Genomic DNA, 15,539 nt, shown 5'->3' with positions numbered 1-15,539 from the left:
CGCCAAACGCCGCTGGCTAGATCAGCTAATTAGCGTCTCTGCCAGCGGCGATGTCGAGCGGATGACGGGATTCGAACCCGTGTAAACGGCTTTGCAGGCCGGTGCCTAGCCACTCAGCCACACCCGCGTAGTCCATGACCTTGCCAGCGCGCCGCGGCGCACCCAAGACTTTGGATCGCCGTGATCGCTAGAGCGGCAGGCCGGCAGCCACACCCCCGCGCGGCCAGCCGTCCGGCGAGTCCTCCCACTCCTCTTGGCGGCCGTATGGCGTCATGTCCAGGAAGGGATAGCCGACGGAGGTGTGCTCGAGGCCGCGCGCGAAGGCCGAGTAGGTGTGGAACACCTCGTCGCCCCGGCGCAGGAACACGCTGGCTCCCGGCACGTCGCCGCGCAGGTCCCCGTCGACGGGCTCGTAGTTGTAGACGACCGGAGCGCGCGCCGGGTCGAGCGTCGCGTGGAAGTCGTAGGTGAAGTCGCCGTCACGCGAGGAGTACCACGGGAACGTCCAGCCCTGCTGGTCGCGATACCGGGCGATGCTCGCGTACGGCGCGCGGGACACGCACGCCAACGTCAGTCCCCTTCCCGCGAGCAGTGCGCGATCGCCGTCGGTGAACGAGAGCTCGGCGGAGGCGCTGCAGCTGGGGCAGCCTCGGTCCTCGGCGTCGACCCACATGAAGTGGTGGACGTACAGCTGGGGTCGGCCGTCGAACAGGTCGACCAGACGCACCTCGCCGTCCGGACCCTCGAAGACGTAGTCCTTGTCCACCTTGACCATTGGCATTCGCCGCCGCTCGGCGTTGACCGCGTCGCGAAGGTGCGTGACCTCGCGCTCGCGGGCCAACAGACGTCGACGGGCGGTCAGCCACTCGGCACGGGAGGCGACCTCTGGGTAGGCGGTGGGAATAGTCGTGGTCATAGGGTGTCGACCCGCCGAGTCGCGAAGACTCATCGCGGCGCGGGTATCGCGCGATACCTTGTCGGCATGCATCTCTGGCTGGCCGATCCGCCGTTCTTCGGCGGCCCGGGCCAAGGCACCCGTCAGATCGTCGAATTGTTCGTGGCCTTCGGCCTGACCGCGCTGATCGGCCTCGAACGTGAGATCCAGGGCAAAGCCGCGGGACTGCGCACGCAGACCATCGTTGGCACCGCCGCGGCACTCATCCTGCTGGTCAGCAAGTACGGCTTCCAGGACGTCCTGGTCGACGGGTTGGTCGTCGTCGACCCGTCGCGCGTCGCGGCTCAAATCGTCTCGGGCATTGGCTTTCTCGGCGCCGGCATCATCATCTTCCGCCGCGGCTCCGTCCACGGGCTGACTACCGCCGCGGCGGTGTGGGAGTCCGCGGCGATCGGCATGGCCGCCGGATCCGGGCTTTTGCTGCTCGCGTGCACCGTCACGGCCATGCACTTCATCATCATCTTGGGGTTCATGCCGGTGGCCAAACGGTTGGCCGCCCGCCTCAGCGGGTCGATCCGCGTGCACGTCACCTACGAGGAGAACCGTGGCGTCATGTCGGCGCTGTTGCAGGCCTGCGAGCGACGCAACTGGCAGCTCGCGGAGCTGGAGTCGGACCCGACCGGTGGAGTGCTTCTGACGCTGTCGGGCAACGGCATCCTCAACGCGCCGAATCTGCTGGCCCGCATCGACGGCGTGACCGCGCTCCGGCAGCTCGACGACGACCGCGACTAGGACGCGACGCGGCCGCGGCTGGCCCGGTACGACGCGACGCACCCGAACGCCGCGAGCAGCGCCATCACCGCGAAGAGCCACCTGGCCGCGGTCGCGTCACCGCGGTCGGTGAGGTTGACCACGACGCCGGCCAGCCCGGCGCCGAACGAACCGCAGATCAGTTGGACGGTGTTGATCGCAGCGGCCGCGGTGCGGCCCTCCGCCGGGTCGTCGCTGCTGCCCATCGCCCACGCGGAGAGGTGCGGCCAGGCGACGCCGATGCCCGCGCCGGTGATCATCAAGGCGACCACCCACACCGCGACCAAGAGGCCGGAGGCATCCTCGAACTGACTCACCGCGGCGATGCCGAGGCCCGCCGCCATCACCAAAGGCGCACCCGCGACGACCGTCACGATGAGCCGGGTCCTGGTCAGCGACGCACTGGTGATCTCGCTGATGGTCCACCCCACGGCCAGCGACACACTGAGGAAGCCTGCGGCCACCGGCACCAGGTGTGCCAGCCGCTGACCGAACAGCGGCACGTACATGTCCGCCATCGTGGCGGCCATCAGCACGCCGAGAGTCAGGTAGATCCACTTCAGCGGACCGGGCCGAAAAGCCATGGGCGGCAGCACCGAAGCGCTAGTCCTGCGGTCCACGACGAGGAACACCAGCACCAGGGCCACGCCGAGTGCGAGGAGGCCACCCGTCAGCGCGAGGTTGCGCGGGATGCCCGCGACGCTGATCGCCAGGGCCGCCGCACCGAGCAACATCAACGACCACACCGGGATGCGGTCGGCGGCGGGGCGGGTGACGCCGTCCGTGCGGCCCGGCAGCGCGAACGGGACCAACGCCGCCATCACCGCGGTCAGCACCGCCAGCAGGCCGAATGCCCAACGCCACGAACCGAACTGAGCGAACAGTCCACCCGCGGCCGGTCCGAGCAAGGTCCCGACGCCCCACATGGCAGACACCAGAGCCGACGCCTTCGTCCACAACGACTGCGGCAGAGCGGAATTGATGACCGCGTAGCCCAGGCCGGCTAGCAGCCCACCCGCGGCGCCCTGCACCACCCGGCCGAGCAGAAGGAACTCCATGCTGGGTGCGACGGCACACAACACGCTTCCGACGCCGAACACGCCGAGGCCGCCGAGGTAGGCCCATCGCGGGCCGACCTTCGTCAGGACCGCACTGACCGTGGTCGCCGCCACCACCGAGGCGACGAGATAGACGGTCGTGACCCAGGCGTACAGCCGTTGACCACCGATCTCGGCGACGGTGCTCGGCAGCAGGCTGATGGTGAGGAACTCGTTGGTGGCGTAGAGCGCCACGCCACCGGCGAGCACCGTCGCCGCGCCAAGATTCTTCGGCCCGAGCAGTTCGCGCCAGCCTGCGGTCGGGGTGTAGCTCTGGGTGTCGTCGGGGTGGGTCACGCGGACAACCGTATGAGCTCAACCAAGGTTGAGATCAAGTGCTCTCGCACGGCGCTACTTCAGGCCTGCGGCATCCATGCCGCGAAGCTCCTTCTTCAAGTCGGCGATCTCGTCGCGGATGCGACCCGCCAGCTCGAACTGCAGGTCCCGCGCCGCCGACATCATCTGAGCGGTCATCTCCTTGATGAGGTCGGCGAGTTCCGCTCGTGGCATGTTCGACGTGTCGCGTCCCTCGACGATCCCCGAGCTGACGGCACGCCCACGTTCACCCTGCGCGCGCCGCCCACGGGATGCGTTGCGTCCCGAACCGCCGACGTCGACCGTCGCGTCGGTGTCGTCCGCCTCGCGGTACACCTGGTCGAGGATGTCGGCGATCTTCTTCCGAAGTGGTTGCGGGTCGACGCCATGGGCCTCGTTGTAGGCGATCTGCTTGGCCCTGCGGCGATCGGTCTCGTCGATCGCCTGCTTCATCGAGTCGGTCATCTTGTCGGCGTACATGTGGACTTCGCCGGACACGTTGCGCGCCGCGCGGCCGATGGTCTGAATCAGGCTGCGGGCCGATCGGAGGAAGCCCTCCTTGTCGGCGTCGAGGATGGACACCAGCGACACCTCGGGCAGGTCCAGCCCCTCGCGGAGCAGGTTGATGCCGACCAGCACGTCGTATTCGCCGAGGCGCAGCTGACGCAGCAGCTCGACGCGCCGCAACGTGTCCACCTCGGAGTGCAGATAGCGCACCCGGATGCCGAGTTCGAGGAGATAGTCGGTGAGATCCTCGGCCATCTTCTTGGTCAGCGTGGTGACGAGTACGCGCTCGTCCAACTCGGTGCGCTTGCGGATCTCGCTGATCAGGTCGTCGATCTGGCCCTTGGTGGGCTTGACCACCACCTTCGGATCGATCAGACCGGTGGGACGGATGACCTGCTCGACGAACTCGCCGCCGGCCTGGCTGAGCTCGTAGGGGCCCGGGGTCGCCGACAGATACACCGTCTGCCCGACCCGGTCGGCGAACTCCTCCCACGTCAACGGCCGATTGTCGACCGCCGACGGCAGCCGGAAGCCGAAGTCGACGAGGTTGCGCTTGCGCGACATGTCACCCTCGTACATGCCACCGATCTGCGGCACCGTGACGTGGGACTCGTCGATCACCATGAGGAAGTCCTCCGGGAAGTAGTCCAGGAGGGTCGCCGGCGCCGTGCCCGGCCCGCGGCCGTCGATGTGCCGCGAGTAGTTCTCGATGCCCGAACAGAAGCCGACCTGCTTCATCATTTCGACGTCGTAGTTGGTGCGCATCCGAAGCCGTTGTGCCTCAAGCAGTTTGCCCTGACCCTCCAGCTCGGCCAGCCGCTCCTCCAGCTCCTTCTCGATGCTGGCGATCGCGATCGCCATCCGCTCGGGGCCCGCCACGTAGTGGGTTGCCGGGAACACTCGCAGTGAGTCGACCTTGCGCACCACGTCACCCGTCAGCGGGTGCATGTAGTACAGCGCCTCGATCTCGTCACCGAAGAACTCGATGCGGAGGGCCAGTTCCTCGTAGCTCGGGATGATCTCCACGGTGTCGCCGCGCACCCGGAACGACCCGCGGGTGAAGGCCATGTCGTTGCGGGTGTACTGCACGTCGACCAGCAGTCGGAGCAGCCCGTCACGCGGAACCTCGTCGCCGACGTTCAACTCGACCGAACGATCAAGGTACGACTGCGGAGTGCCGAGACCGTAGATGCACGACACCGACGCCACCACGACGACGTCGCGGCGGGACAGCAGATTGTGGGTGGCGGAGTGTCGGAGCCGCTCGACGTCGTCGTTGACGGAGCTGTCCTTCTCGATGTAGGTGTCGGTCTGCGCGATGTACGCCTCGGGCTGGTAGTAGTCGTAGTACGACACGAAGTACTCGACGGCGTTGTTGGGCAACATCTCTCGGAGCTCGTTGGCCAACTGGGCGGCCAGCGTCTTGTTGGGCGCCATGATGAGCGTCGGCCGTTGCAGCTTCTCGATCAGCCACGCCGTCGTCGCGGACTTACCCGTGCCCGTGGCACCCAGCAGGACGACGTCCCGCTCCCCCGCGGTGATGCGGCGTTCCAACTCGGCGATCGCCGCGGGCTGGTCGCCGGCCGGCGAGTACTCGCTGACCACCTGGAACTCGCCGCCCACGCGCACGACGTCATCGACGGCCCGGTACTCCGAGACCGCCACGACTGGATATTCGGTAGCGAAAGCCATGTTCACCAGGTTAGAACCAACCACCGACAAGTTCGATTCCCGACTGGTTAGGCTGACGAGATCCATCCCCCCAAACGCGAGACCTTCGACGTCGCGGCCCGCACCAACACCGATCCCAAGGGCATCGTGCGGGACGTCGACGTGTACGACGTGCATCCCTTTGGCCTGTACATGGCCCGGCCGACACCCGGTCGTGCGCAGTTCCACTACCTGGAATCGTGGCTGCTTCCGGCCCTGAGCGTGCGAATTTCGGTCTTCCACTTCAATCCTGGCTACGAACGCGACCAGGACTTCTACCTCGACGTCGGGCCCATCGTCGTCGACGGTCAGGTGTGGCGCACCGAGGATCACTACCTGGATTTGGTCGTCCGGACGGGCTCAGGAGTCGACCTGCTCGACGTCGACGAGCTGTTCGAGGCCGTCAGCGCGGGCCTGGTCACCACGGAGAATGCCACCGCCGCGGTACGGACGGCCGCGTTCGCGATCGACGGTCTCGCCGCTAACGCCTACGACGTTGACGGCTGGCTGGCGGGCCACGAAATGGTCCTCACCTGGAAGGCAGCGTAAAGTCTCTTTTTATGAGCTTGACTAAGCGTGGGCTGGTGGCTGGTGCAGCGGCGGCCGCCCTGCTCATCGGCGCCCAGGTGCTGCCGGCACTCGCCCAGGCAGACCCCGACGCCACCGAACAATCGGCCGACACTCCCGCCCCACCCCCGGACGCCAAGGTCGACCTGGGGCCCGGCCCCTACAACGTGGTCTACCGGGCACGGGTCGACGGCGTGTCTCGCGGAGCCACCATCAGCTACGCAATAGCCGACGACCAGGTGAACACCGCGGCGCCGACCATGGTGCCCGGCCGCACGTTCGAGACCACCGGCGTCGTGACGCAGACGCAGAAGGCCGGCATGCAGGTCGCCATCCAGTGGCCGTACTCGGCGAGCCTGCACTGCGAGATCCTCGTCAACGACCAGATCATCGCCGAAGCCGACCAGTTCGTCGCGCCCCGGCTCACCCCGCAGCACGACGACCCCGGCTACGGGGTCCTCAGCTGCGGCACGGTGGCCAACTTCCCGACGGGCAACACCGCGCCGATGGACGTTCCCGAACCGGCCCCGGCCGAGCCCGCACCGGCGCCCGCCGCCTGACGTCTCAGGGCTGCCAGCCCGTGGCGTCCGCCCACTCCGACGCTCGGCGGTAGGCGTCGACGAGCCATGGTTCCTTCGCCTCGGCGTAGTCACCGACGGTCTCGTGTCCCTCGGCGGCCACGGCGCGCTTGAGGGCCAGATACCCCGCCCGCTCGTCCGCGTTGGCGACGAGCCAGTCGCGGAACAGCAGGGCGAACCGCTGGTTGGGCCACCCGTCCACCCTCAGATGCACGTTGGTGGGCCGACCCGGATCGGCGGACGCATACAAGCGCTTCTGCCACGACACGACGTCGTCGGAATGTGCGACGTCGTCGGTCTGGCCGTCCACCTTGGGGTAACCGCCCGCCAGTAGGGCCTCGGCGAGTTCGTCGGCGACGTCCAACGACGCAACGGTGACCTGAACGTCGACGACGTCCTTAGCGTCCAACCCGGGCACGGCGGTCGACCCGATGTGGTCGACCCGGATCGCCCGATGTCCACAGGCGGTCCGGAGTCGATTGACGATTCGGCGGGCCTGGTCGGGCCACGTCGGGTCGGCAGGAACCAACCGTGGCACTGCGCGCGCGGGAGTCGAGGTCTCGACGTTGTGCGCGAAGGGCGCGATCCGGTCGTGCCACAGCGCCTTGGCTGCCGCGATTAAATCCGCTGCGGTGCCGGAGTTGTCGAGCCACACGTCGGCCACCGCCCGGCGCTGCTCCTCGCTGGCCTGGGCGGCAATGCGGGCGCGGGCGTCGGCCTCGGAGAAGCCGCGGTGTTCGATCAGTCGACGGAGGCGGACCTCCTCGTCGGCGTCGACGACGATCACCAGCGGGAACAACGGCGCCATCTGCGACTCCACCAGAAGTGGAATGTCCTCGACGATCACGGAGTCGTGCGGGGCCGCCTCGATCAGCTCGGCGCGCCGCTTGCCGACCAACGGGTGCATGATCCCGTTCAGCGTCGCCCGCTTCTCGTCGTCGGGGAAGGCGACGGCAGCCAGGGCCGGGCGGTTCAGCGCGCCGTCGGGCAGCAGGATCTCCGACCCGAAGGCTTCCACCAGTGCGGCCAGCCCCTCGGTTCCTGGTTCGACCACCTCGCGGGCGATCACGTCACCGTCGACGACGATGCCGCCGAGCTCGCTGAACGTCGAGGACACCGTCGACTTGCCGGCACCGATTCCACCAGTGAGCCCAATTCTCAGCATGGCGTCAGTCTGTCAGGACGCGAAGTCGCGGCTGACGGCGGCCACGAACGTGAAGTAGTTCGCGTCGAACGCGCGAAAACTCGCGCACGTCTTCACTTTCGGCGCAGACCCCGCAGACCCCGCAGACCCGCAGACGACGAACGCCCCGGCTCTCGTGAGCCGGGGCGTCCTGTCGTGCTACGTGTTACGCGTTGCCCGCGAGCTTCTCGCGAAGCGCGGCCAGCTGAGCATCGCTGGCCAGCGTTCCGCCGGTGGACTCGGGACCCGTGCTGGACGACGTCGAGGACGAGGAGCTGTTGGCGGTGGCGGGCCTGCTGGCCGCCTCCGCGTCGGCTGCCGCGAACTTCTCCATCTGCGCGGTGTGCATCTTGTGGCGACGCTCGGCCTCGGCGTACCGGGCCTCCCACTCGTCACGCTGCTTCTCGAAGCCTTCGAGCCATTCGTTGGTCTCGGAGTCGAAGCCCTCGGGGAAGATGTAGTTGCCCGCGTCGTCGTAGCTGTCGGCCATGCCGTACTTCGACGGGTCGAACTCCTCGGTGTAGTCCTCGTTGGCCTGCTTGAGGCTCAGCGAGATACGACGACGATCGAGATCGATGTCGATGACCTTCACCATGGCGTCGTCGCCAACCTGGACGACCTGGTCCGGCACCTCGACGTGGCGCTCGGAGAGCTCCGAGATGTGCACCAGGCCCTCGATGCCCTCTTCGACGCGGACGAACGCACCGAACGGAACCAGCTTGGTGACCTTGCCGGGCACGATCTGGCCGATCGCGTGGGTGCGCGCGAAGTGGCGCCACGGATCTTCCTGAGTTGCCTTGAGCGACAACGAAACCCGCTCGCGGTCCATGTCGACGTCGAGCACCTCGACGGTGACCTCGTCGCCAACCGTGACGACCTCGGAGGGGTGGTCGATGTGCTTCCAGGACAGCTCGGAGACGTGCACCAGGCCGTCGACGCCACCCAGGTCCACGAAGGCACCGAAGTTGACGATCGAGGAGACGACGCCCTTGCGGACCGCGCCCTTCTGCAGCTGGTTGAGGAACTCGCTGCGCACCTCGGACTGCGTCTGCTCGAGCCACGCGCGGCGCGAGAGCACCACGTTGTTGCGGTTCTTGTCGAGCTCGATGATCTTGGCCTCGATCTCCTTGCCGATGTACGGCTGCAGATCGCGGACACGACGCATCTCCACCAGCGACGCAGGCAGGAAGCCACGAAGCCCGATGTCGAGGATCAGGCCGCCCTTGACGACCTCGATGACGGTGCCCTTGACGGCCTCGTCCTTTTCCTTGAGCTCCTCGATGGTGCCCCAAGCGCGCTCGTACTGAGCACGCTTCTTGGACAGGATCAGGCGACCTTCCTTGTCCTCCTTGGTGAGGACCAACGCTTCGATCTCGTCGCCGACGGACACAACCTCAGAGGGGTCGACGTCGTGCTTGATCGAAAGTTCGCGAGAAGGAATGACGCCTTCAGTCTTGTAACCGATGTCGAGCAAGACTTCGTCGCGATCGACCTTGACGATGGTGCCTTCGACGATGTCGCCGTCGTTGAAGTACTTGATCGTCTTGTCGATTGCGGCCATGAAATCCTCGGCCGAGCCAATGTCGTTGATGGCTACTTGCGGCGAGGTGATGGAGGGGCTTGGCATTTGGTGGGTGGCTCCGGACAGGTTTTATCGTAGGGACAGGATTTGTTGGTGTGTACTGGTGCTACACGCGTCAAGCGCGCACACGGGTACCCGAAGAGACTACTCGACCGGATACACGCTGGACAAACCTGGGTCTGCACCGACCGTTACGCTGCCACCGTGTCACACCCCGCCGTGCCGTCACCGCGTTCGTTCGGTCCCCCGTTGCCCCGCAAGATCCGTGCCGTCGGAGCGCCTCTGGGTGCCATCATCGCGATGGGCATCGTGGCCGGGTTGTCGGTCATCCTGCTGACCGCCGTAAACCCCGTCGGCACGTCGATCGGGTTCGTGCTGGCCACCGTCGCGGTGATCGTGGTGCTGCTGGCCTACCTGTGGCTGGACCGGTGGGAGCCGGAGCCCCCGCGGCTGCTGGTACTGGCCTTCACCTGGGGCGCGTCGGTCGCAATCGTCGTCTCGGTGATCCTGGAGCTCGTCTTCGGATCGCTGCTCGCGACGGGTGACGCGGCCGCCGACGAGTTCGTCACCCTCGCGATCGTGGCGCCGATCGTCGAGGAGGCCGCCAAGGGCGTCTTCCTGCTGATCATGATGACGGGCCGCCGCCGCAACGAGCTCAACTCGCTGACCGACTGCCTGGTGTACGCCGGCATCGTGGCAGCGGGGTTCGCCTGGCTGGAGAACATCGCCTACATCGGTGGCGGGGAATCCCTCGGCGGGTCGCTGGTGACCGCAGGTCTGCGCCTGATCATGGGACCCTTCGCCCACCCGCTGTTCACCACGATGACCGCCATTGGCGTCTACTTCGCCCTGCAGCGCCGCGGACCCCTCGCCAAGGCGGGGTACATCCTGGCCGGGTACGCCGGCGCGGTGGTGATGCACGCGCTGTGGAACGGCTCGTCGTTCTTCGGCATCGAGACGTACTTCCTGGTCTACCTGCTCTGGATGATGCCGGTCTTCGGGCTGGCGATCGTCCTTGCCGTCACCAGCCGGCGCAGGGAGCAGCGGACCGTCGCCGCGAAACTGCCCGGCATGGTCGCCGCCGGCCTGGTGACCCCCAACGAGGCCACCTGGCTCAGCTCGATCCGCGCCAGGAACCTGGCGGTCGGCGAGGTCACCCGCTTCGCAGGCAAACCAGCGGCCAAGGGCGTCAAGAACTTTGCCGCGCAGGTGATCGAGCTGGCCTTCGTCAGGGACCGCATCGACAGGGGCTTCGGCGACCCGAGGGTGCACGCCCTGCTGAACGAGGAGACCTACCGCGTGTACGAGGCGCGGGAGGCCGCTCCGGTGTTGCACTCCTTCGCGGCCTATCGCGGTGGGGCGCTGCACTAGAGTCGGTCGGCATCGGCCCCCCAGGATCGGATGTCACATGCAGGTCATAGCCTTTGGACCATCGCTGAACGCAGTGCAGGAGCAAACCGGCGGGATCACCGCCACCGGTTTCCCGATGACCAGTTGCTACGTGGACGTCTTCCCCGGCCAGATCAGCATCCCGATCGTGCTGGCTGTCACGACCCAAGGCGGCACCGACTACGACGTGCGCCGCTTCGCAGTCGCCACCGCGCCGGACGGTGAACGGGTCGGCGCCCTGGAGTTCGCGTGGCACTGGCCGGACGATCCGCCCCAGCCGGTGAAGTTCAGGGTGTTCGCGCAGCCCCTGCCGATGCAGGTGACTCAGCCCGGTATCTACACCTTGGGCCTCTACGACACCGTCGACGGTACCGACGGCGAAAACCTGTTTCCGCTGTCGATACTCAAGCTCAACCCGCTCGGCCAACTGTCGAGCGGGTAGGCAACACCCTCAGTGCGCCGCCGCGTCCCAGCTGCGGCCGTATCCCACCGACACCTCGAGCGGCACGTCGAGCGGGTACGCCCCGCCCATCTGGTCGCGGACCAACTGGTCGAGCTGGTCGCGCTCGCCGTCGGCGACCTCGAACAGCAGCTCGTCGTGGACCTGCAGGAGCATGCGGGACTTCAGCCCGGCCTCGCGAATCGCGGCGTCGGTGTTGATCATCGCCACCTTGATGATGTCGGCGGCGCTGCCCTGGATCGGGGCGTTCAACGCCGCCCGCTCGGCGGCCTCCCTGACGTTGCGGTTGCTGCTGTCCAACTCGGGCAGGTAGCGCCGCCTGCCGAGGACCGTCGAGGTGTAGCCGTCCTTGCGGGCCTGGTCGACCACTGATTGCAGGTAGTCGCGCACCCCGCCGAAGCGGGAGAAGTACGCGTCCATCTGCACCTTGGCCTCCTCGGTGGAGATCTTCAGCTGCGACGCCAGCCCGTAGGCGCTCAGCCCGTAGGCCAACCCGTAGGACATGGCCTTGACGCGGCGGCGTAGTTCCGCGGTCACTTCGTCGATCGGAACGCCGAATGCCCGGGAGGCGACGAACGAGTGCAGGTCCTCACCGGTGTTGAACGCTTCGATCAGGCCGTCGTCCTTCGAGAGGTGCGCCATGATCCGCATCTCGATCTGGCTGTAGTCGGCCGTCATCAGCTCGGTGTAGCCGGCGCCGACGACGAAGCCGGTGCGGATCTCGCGGCCGGCTTCGGTGCGGATCGGGATGTTCTGCAGGTTGGGTTCGGTCGACGACAGCCGTCCGGTTGCCGCGATGGTCTGGTTGAACGTGGTGTGAATCCGGCCGTCGGAGCCGACGGCGTTCAGTAGGCCGTCGACGGTGACCTTGAGCCTGGTCGCGTCGCGGTGGGCCAGCAGGTGTTGCAGGAACGGGTGGCCCGTCTTGTCGAAGAGGCCCTGCAGTGCGTCGGCGTCGGTGGTGTAGCCGGTCTTGGTCCGCTTGGTCTTCGGCATCTCCAGCTCGTCGAACAGCACGACCTGCAGCTGCTTGGGCGAGCCGAGGTTGATCTGCTTGCCGATCACCTCGTAGGCGGCCTCGGCGGCGTTGCGGATCAGGTCGGCGAACTGACTCTGCAATTGCCCCAGCAGGTCCGTGTCGATGGCGATGCCGGTGGCCTCCAACTGGGAGAGCACGCGCTGCACGGGAAGCTCCATGTCGCCCAGCAGCGCCGAGGAGTCGATCCTGGCCAACTCCTCGTCCAACGCGTTGGCGAGATCGGCTACGGCAGACGCGCGCAGGAGCAGTGTCTGAACGGCCTGGTCGTCGACCCCGTCCTCGTCGTCGAGAAGCGAGAGTTGTTGCTGCTCGGGGTTATCGGCACGAAGTTCACGCTTGAGGTACCGCACGGCGAGGTCGTCGAGGGCGAAGCTGCGCTGCCCTGGTCGCACCAGGTAGGCCGCCAGGGCGGTGTCGGAGGTGACGCCCTTGAGCTCCCAGCCGCGGCCGGTGAGGTCGTGCATCGCGAGTTTGGCCTCGTGCAGCGACTTGGGTATCGCCGGGTCGGCGAGCCAGGCGGCCAACGCCGTCTCGTCGGCAGGGTCCATGGCGGCGGTGTCGAGGTAGACGCCCTCGCCGTCGGCGGAGACGATCGCCAGTGCGGTCGCGTCGGAGTCGAACGCCAGGTGGTTGCCCACCACGGCGAGGCCGAATCGCTGACCGGTGCCGTGCTCGGCGAGCCAGGTCGCCAACGTGCCGCGCTCCAAGGCTCCACCGCGGACGTCGAACCCCTGCTCGACCTCGGGGTCGGACGAGGCGAGCGTGTCGAACAACCGGTCGCGCAGGACGCGGAACTCCAGGTCGTCGAAGAGTCGATGGATTAGGTCGCGGTCCCACGGCATCATCCGCAGCGTGTCGGGCGTGTGCGGCAGCGGGACGTCCTTGACCAGCTCGGTCAGGTCGCGGTTGAGGATGACGTGAGAGAGGTTGGCGCGCAACGACTCTCCGACCTTCCCCTTCACGGTGTCGACCTTGTCGACGAGCGCCTGGAGTGAGCCGTATTCGACGATCCACTTGGACGCCGTCTTCTCCCCCACGCCGGGAATGCCGGGGAGGTTGTCGCTCGGGTCGCCACGCAGTGCCGCGAAGTCCGGGTACTGGGTGGGCGTCAGGCCGTACTTCTCGACGACGGCCTCCGGGGTGAACCGGGTCAGCTCGGAGACGCCCTTGCGTGGGTAGAGCACCGTGACGTCGTCGCTGACGAGTTGCAGCGCGTCCCGGTCGCCGGTGACGACCAGGACGCGGTAACCCTCGGCCTCGGCCTGGGTGGCCAGCGTTGCGATGATGTCGTCGGCCTCGAAACCCGGCTCGGCCAGGGCGGTGATGCCGAGCGCCAGCAGAACTTCCTTGGTGATGTCGATCTGACCGCGGAACTCGTCGGGAGTCGCCGAACGGCCCGCCTTGTACTCCGGGTACTTCTCGGAGCGGAACGTCTGACGGGAGACGTCGAAGGCCGCCGCGATGTGGGTGGGTTGCTCGTCGCGAAGCAGGTTGATCAGCATGGCCGTGAAGCCGTACACCGCGTTGGTGGTGAGCCCGCTTTGCGTCTTGAAGTTCTCTGCGGGCAACGCGAAGAACGCCCGGAACGCCAGCGAATTGCCGTCCAAAAGCATCAAAGTGGGCTTGGTGTCGGTCTTGGCGGGGCTCACGCCCTCACTCTATTCATCCCCGGTGACACGGATCGACGCCGTGCCCTGGCCCGATAAAACTGCAACACGTTGCAGTTTGGGGCTCGGCATCCATTAGTCTGACCGCGTGCCAGGATCTACCGACGCCCAAGCGCAACTACCGGCCATCGACGGGTGGTTCACCGTCGACGACGACGGGGTGGCCCATCTGATCGCCGGCAAGTGCACGCAGTGCGCCACCTACGTGTTCCCCCCGCGGGAGAACAACTGCCCCAATCCGGCGTGCAGTGGCGAGGATCTCGAGCAGGTGCCGCTGTCCCGGCGAGGAACGCTGTGGAGCTACACCGAGAATCGCTATCCCCCGCCGGCGCCCTATCCGGCCGCGGACCCGTTCGTGCCGTTCGCGATCGCCGCGGTCGAGCTCGCCGCCGAGGGTTTGATCATCCTCGGCAAGGTCGTCGACGGCACCCTGGCCGCCGACCTCGAGGTCGGCATGGAGATGGAGCTGACCACGATGCCGCTCTACACCGACGACGACGGCTTCGTCCGCACCGTGCACGCCTGGAGGATCGCCTCGTGACCACCCCGGATCCGCTCTACATCCTCGGCGCCGGCATGCACCCGTGGGGCAAGTGGGGCCGAGACTTCACCGAGTACGGCGTCGTGGCCGCCCGCGCCGCGCTCGCCGAGGCAGGCCTCGACTGGCAGCAGATTCAGCTCGTCGCCGGCGCCGACACGATTCGCAACGGCTACCCCGGCTTCATCGCCGGGTCGACGTTCGCGCAGAAGCTCGGCTGGAACGGCGTCCCCGTCAGCTCCAGCTACGCCGCCTGCGCGTCGGGCTCGCAAGCCCTGCAGAGCGCACGCGCCCACATCCTGGCCGGCTTCTGCGACGTCGCGCTGGTCATCGGCGCCGACACCACGCCCAAGGGAGCCTTCGCACCGGTCGGCGGCGAACGCCGCAACGACCCGGACTGGCAGCGCTTCCACCTCATCGGCGCGATGAACCCCGTGTACTTCGCCCTGCTGGCGCGACGCCGGATGGATCTGTACGGCGCCACCTCCGAGGACTTCGCCCAGGTGAAGGTCAAGAACTCCCGCCACGGCCTGCAGAACCCAAATGCGCGCTACCGCAAGGAATCCGCGATCGCCGACGTCCTGGCCAGCCCGGTGGTGTCCGATCCGCTGCGCCAGCTCGACATCTGCGCCACCTCCGACGGCGCCGCGGCGTTGATCGTCGCCTCGAAGTCCTTCGCCGAGAAGCACCTTGGCTCCCTGGATGGCGTGCCGTCGGTGCGGGCCGTCAGCACCGTGACGCCGCGCTACCCCCAGCACCTTCCCGAACTGCCCGACATCGCCACCGACTCCACCGCCGTGGTCGCCGCGCCGGATCGGGTGTTCAAGGACCAGATCCTCGACGCCGCGTACGCAGAGGCAGGCATCGGCCCCGAGGACGTGTCGCTGGCCGAGGTCTACGACTTGTCGACTGCGCTGGAGCTGGACTGGTACGAGCACCTCGGATTGTGCGCGAAGGGTGAGGCCGAAGAGTTGCTGCGAAGCGGCGCCACCACCATCGGCGGCCGCGTCCCGGTCAATGCGTCGGGCGGACTGGCGTGCTTCGGCGAGGCCATCCCGGCCCAGGCGATCGCGCAGGTCTGCGAGCTCACCTGGCAGCTGAAGGGTCAGGCCATCGGCCGTCAGGTCGAAGGGGCCACCGTCGGCGTCACCGCCAACCAGGGGCTCTTCGGTCACGGCTCGTCGGTGATCGTCGCGCGCTGA

At 67.3% G+C, this 15,539-nt stretch carries 13 protein-coding genes and 1 tRNA gene; 7 read left to right on the top strand and 7 right to left on the bottom strand.

All coding sequences use genetic code 11. The features are described from left to right. Positions 1–56: 56 nt before the first annotated feature. Positions 57–127: transfer RNA gene (locus B1790_RS02870), tRNA-Cys, on the bottom strand. A gap of 60 nt (positions 128–187) precedes the next feature. Then, positions 188–916, bottom strand: coding sequence for a DUF899 family protein (locus B1790_RS02865; protein WP_079921652.1), 729 nt, complete (start codon positions 914–916; stop codon positions 188–190). Between the two features lie 66 nt (positions 917–982). On the opposite strand from B1790_RS02865, the gene B1790_RS02860 reads away from it, so the two are divergent. After that, entirely contained in the window at positions 983–1,687 is a 705-nt protein-coding gene (locus tag B1790_RS02860; protein ID WP_079921650.1) for an MgtC/SapB family protein, read from the top strand. Here B1790_RS02860 and B1790_RS02855 read toward each other — a convergent pair. Both B1790_RS02855 and uvrB read right to left on the bottom strand, forming a co-directional pair. Beyond that, positions 1,684–3,099 (bottom strand): MFS transporter, encoded by a 1,416-nt coding sequence (locus B1790_RS02855; protein WP_079921649.1) that lies wholly within the window; start codon positions 3,097–3,099, stop codon positions 1,684–1,686. The genes B1790_RS02860 and B1790_RS02855 overlap by 4 nt on opposite strands. Before the next feature lie 54 nt (positions 3,100–3,153). Then, the gene (uvrB, locus tag B1790_RS02850) at positions 3,154–5,316 is read right to left on the bottom strand and encodes an excinuclease ABC subunit UvrB (protein WP_079921729.1); all 2,163 of its coding nucleotides are present in this window, start codon (positions 5,314–5,316) and stop codon (positions 3,154–3,156) included. A 60-nt stretch (positions 5,317–5,376) separates the two neighbouring features. On the opposite strand from uvrB, the gene B1790_RS02845 reads away from it, so the two are divergent. Further along, a complete protein-coding gene (locus B1790_RS02845; RefSeq protein ID WP_079921648.1) occupies positions 5,377–5,883 on the top strand; it encodes a DUF402 domain-containing protein in 507 nt (168 codons plus the stop codon). Positions 5,884–5,894: 11 nt separating this feature from the next. Continuing rightward, positions 5,895–6,461 (top strand): hypothetical protein, encoded by a 567-nt coding sequence (locus B1790_RS02840; RefSeq protein ID WP_079921647.1) that lies wholly within the window; start codon positions 5,895–5,897, stop codon positions 6,459–6,461. A gap of 4 nt (positions 6,462–6,465) precedes the next feature. Here the strand turns inward: B1790_RS02840 and coaE are convergent, their stop codons facing one another. Then, on the bottom strand, positions 6,466–7,644 hold the full coding sequence (gene coaE / locus B1790_RS02835) for a dephospho-CoA kinase (protein ID WP_079921646.1): 1,179 nt from the start codon (positions 7,642–7,644) through the stop codon (positions 6,466–6,468). A gap of 184 nt (positions 7,645–7,828) precedes the next feature. Continuing rightward, complete coding sequence (gene rpsA, locus B1790_RS02830) at positions 7,829–9,289, bottom strand: 30S ribosomal protein S1 (RefSeq protein ID WP_079921644.1); 1,461 nt, start codon at positions 9,287–9,289, stop codon at positions 7,829–7,831. A 159-nt stretch (positions 9,290–9,448) separates the two neighbouring features. Here rpsA and B1790_RS02825 point away from each other — a divergent pair, with 159 nt between their 5' ends. Both B1790_RS02825 and B1790_RS02820 read left to right on the top strand, forming a co-directional pair. Beyond that, on the top strand, positions 9,449–10,615 hold the full coding sequence (locus tag B1790_RS02825) for a PrsW family intramembrane metalloprotease (RefSeq protein WP_233164903.1): 1,167 nt from the start codon (positions 9,449–9,451) through the stop codon (positions 10,613–10,615). A 37-nt stretch (positions 10,616–10,652) separates the two neighbouring features. Beyond that, entirely contained in the window at positions 10,653–11,075 is a 423-nt protein-coding gene (locus B1790_RS02820) for a hypothetical protein (protein ID WP_079921642.1), read from the top strand. Positions 11,076–11,084: 9 nt separating this feature from the next. Here B1790_RS02820 and polA read toward each other — a convergent pair whose 3' ends face one another. Continuing rightward, positions 11,085–13,745, bottom strand: a complete 2,661-nt coding sequence (gene polA, locus B1790_RS02815) for a DNA polymerase I (RefSeq protein ID WP_079921724.1) — start codon at positions 13,743–13,745, stop codon at positions 11,085–11,087. A 142-nt stretch (positions 13,746–13,887) separates the two neighbouring features. Between polA and B1790_RS02810 the strand changes: the two genes are divergently transcribed. Further along, positions 13,888–14,340, top strand: a complete 453-nt coding sequence (locus tag B1790_RS02810) for a Zn-ribbon domain-containing OB-fold protein (protein ID WP_079921641.1) — start codon at positions 13,888–13,890, stop codon at positions 14,338–14,340. Further along, positions 14,337–15,539, top strand: a complete 1,203-nt coding sequence (locus tag B1790_RS02805; RefSeq protein ID WP_079921640.1) for a lipid-transfer protein — start codon at positions 14,337–14,339, stop codon at positions 15,537–15,539. Before B1790_RS02810 ends, B1790_RS02805 begins: the two co-directional genes overlap by 4 nt.

Origin of the sequence: Mycobacterium sp. AT1, assembly GCF_002043095.1 — a bacterium.
In the GTDB taxonomy this organism is placed as follows: domain Bacteria; phylum Actinomycetota; class Actinomycetes; order Mycobacteriales; family Mycobacteriaceae; genus Mycobacterium.
This window is presented reverse-complemented; position numbering and strand designations above follow the sequence as displayed.

Coding starts and splice junctions, on each gene's coding strand:
- B1790_RS02865 (WP_079921652.1), bottom strand. CDS start 916: ATGACCACGACTATTCCCACCGCCTACCCAGAGGTCGCCTCCCGTGCC.
- B1790_RS02860 (WP_079921650.1), top strand. CDS start 983: ATGCATCTCTGGCTGGCCGATCCGCCGTTCTTCGGCGGCCCGGGCCAA.
- uvrB (WP_079921729.1), bottom strand. CDS start 5,316: ATGGCTTTCGCTACCGAATATCCAGTCGTGGCGGTCTCGGAGTACCGG.
- B1790_RS02840 (WP_079921647.1), top strand. CDS start 5,895: ATGAGCTTGACTAAGCGTGGGCTGGTGGCTGGTGCAGCGGCGGCCGCC.
- coaE (WP_079921646.1), bottom strand. CDS start 7,644: ATGCTGAGAATTGGGCTCACTGGTGGAATCGGTGCCGGCAAGTCGACG.
- rpsA (WP_079921644.1), bottom strand. CDS start 9,289: ATGCCAAGCCCCTCCATCACCTCGCCGCAAGTAGCCATCAACGACATT.
- B1790_RS02820 (WP_079921642.1), top strand. CDS start 10,653: ATGCAGGTCATAGCCTTTGGACCATCGCTGAACGCAGTGCAGGAGCAA.
- polA (WP_079921724.1), bottom strand. CDS start 13,745: ATGCTTTTGGACGGCAATTCGCTGGCGTTCCGGGCGTTCTTCGCGTTG.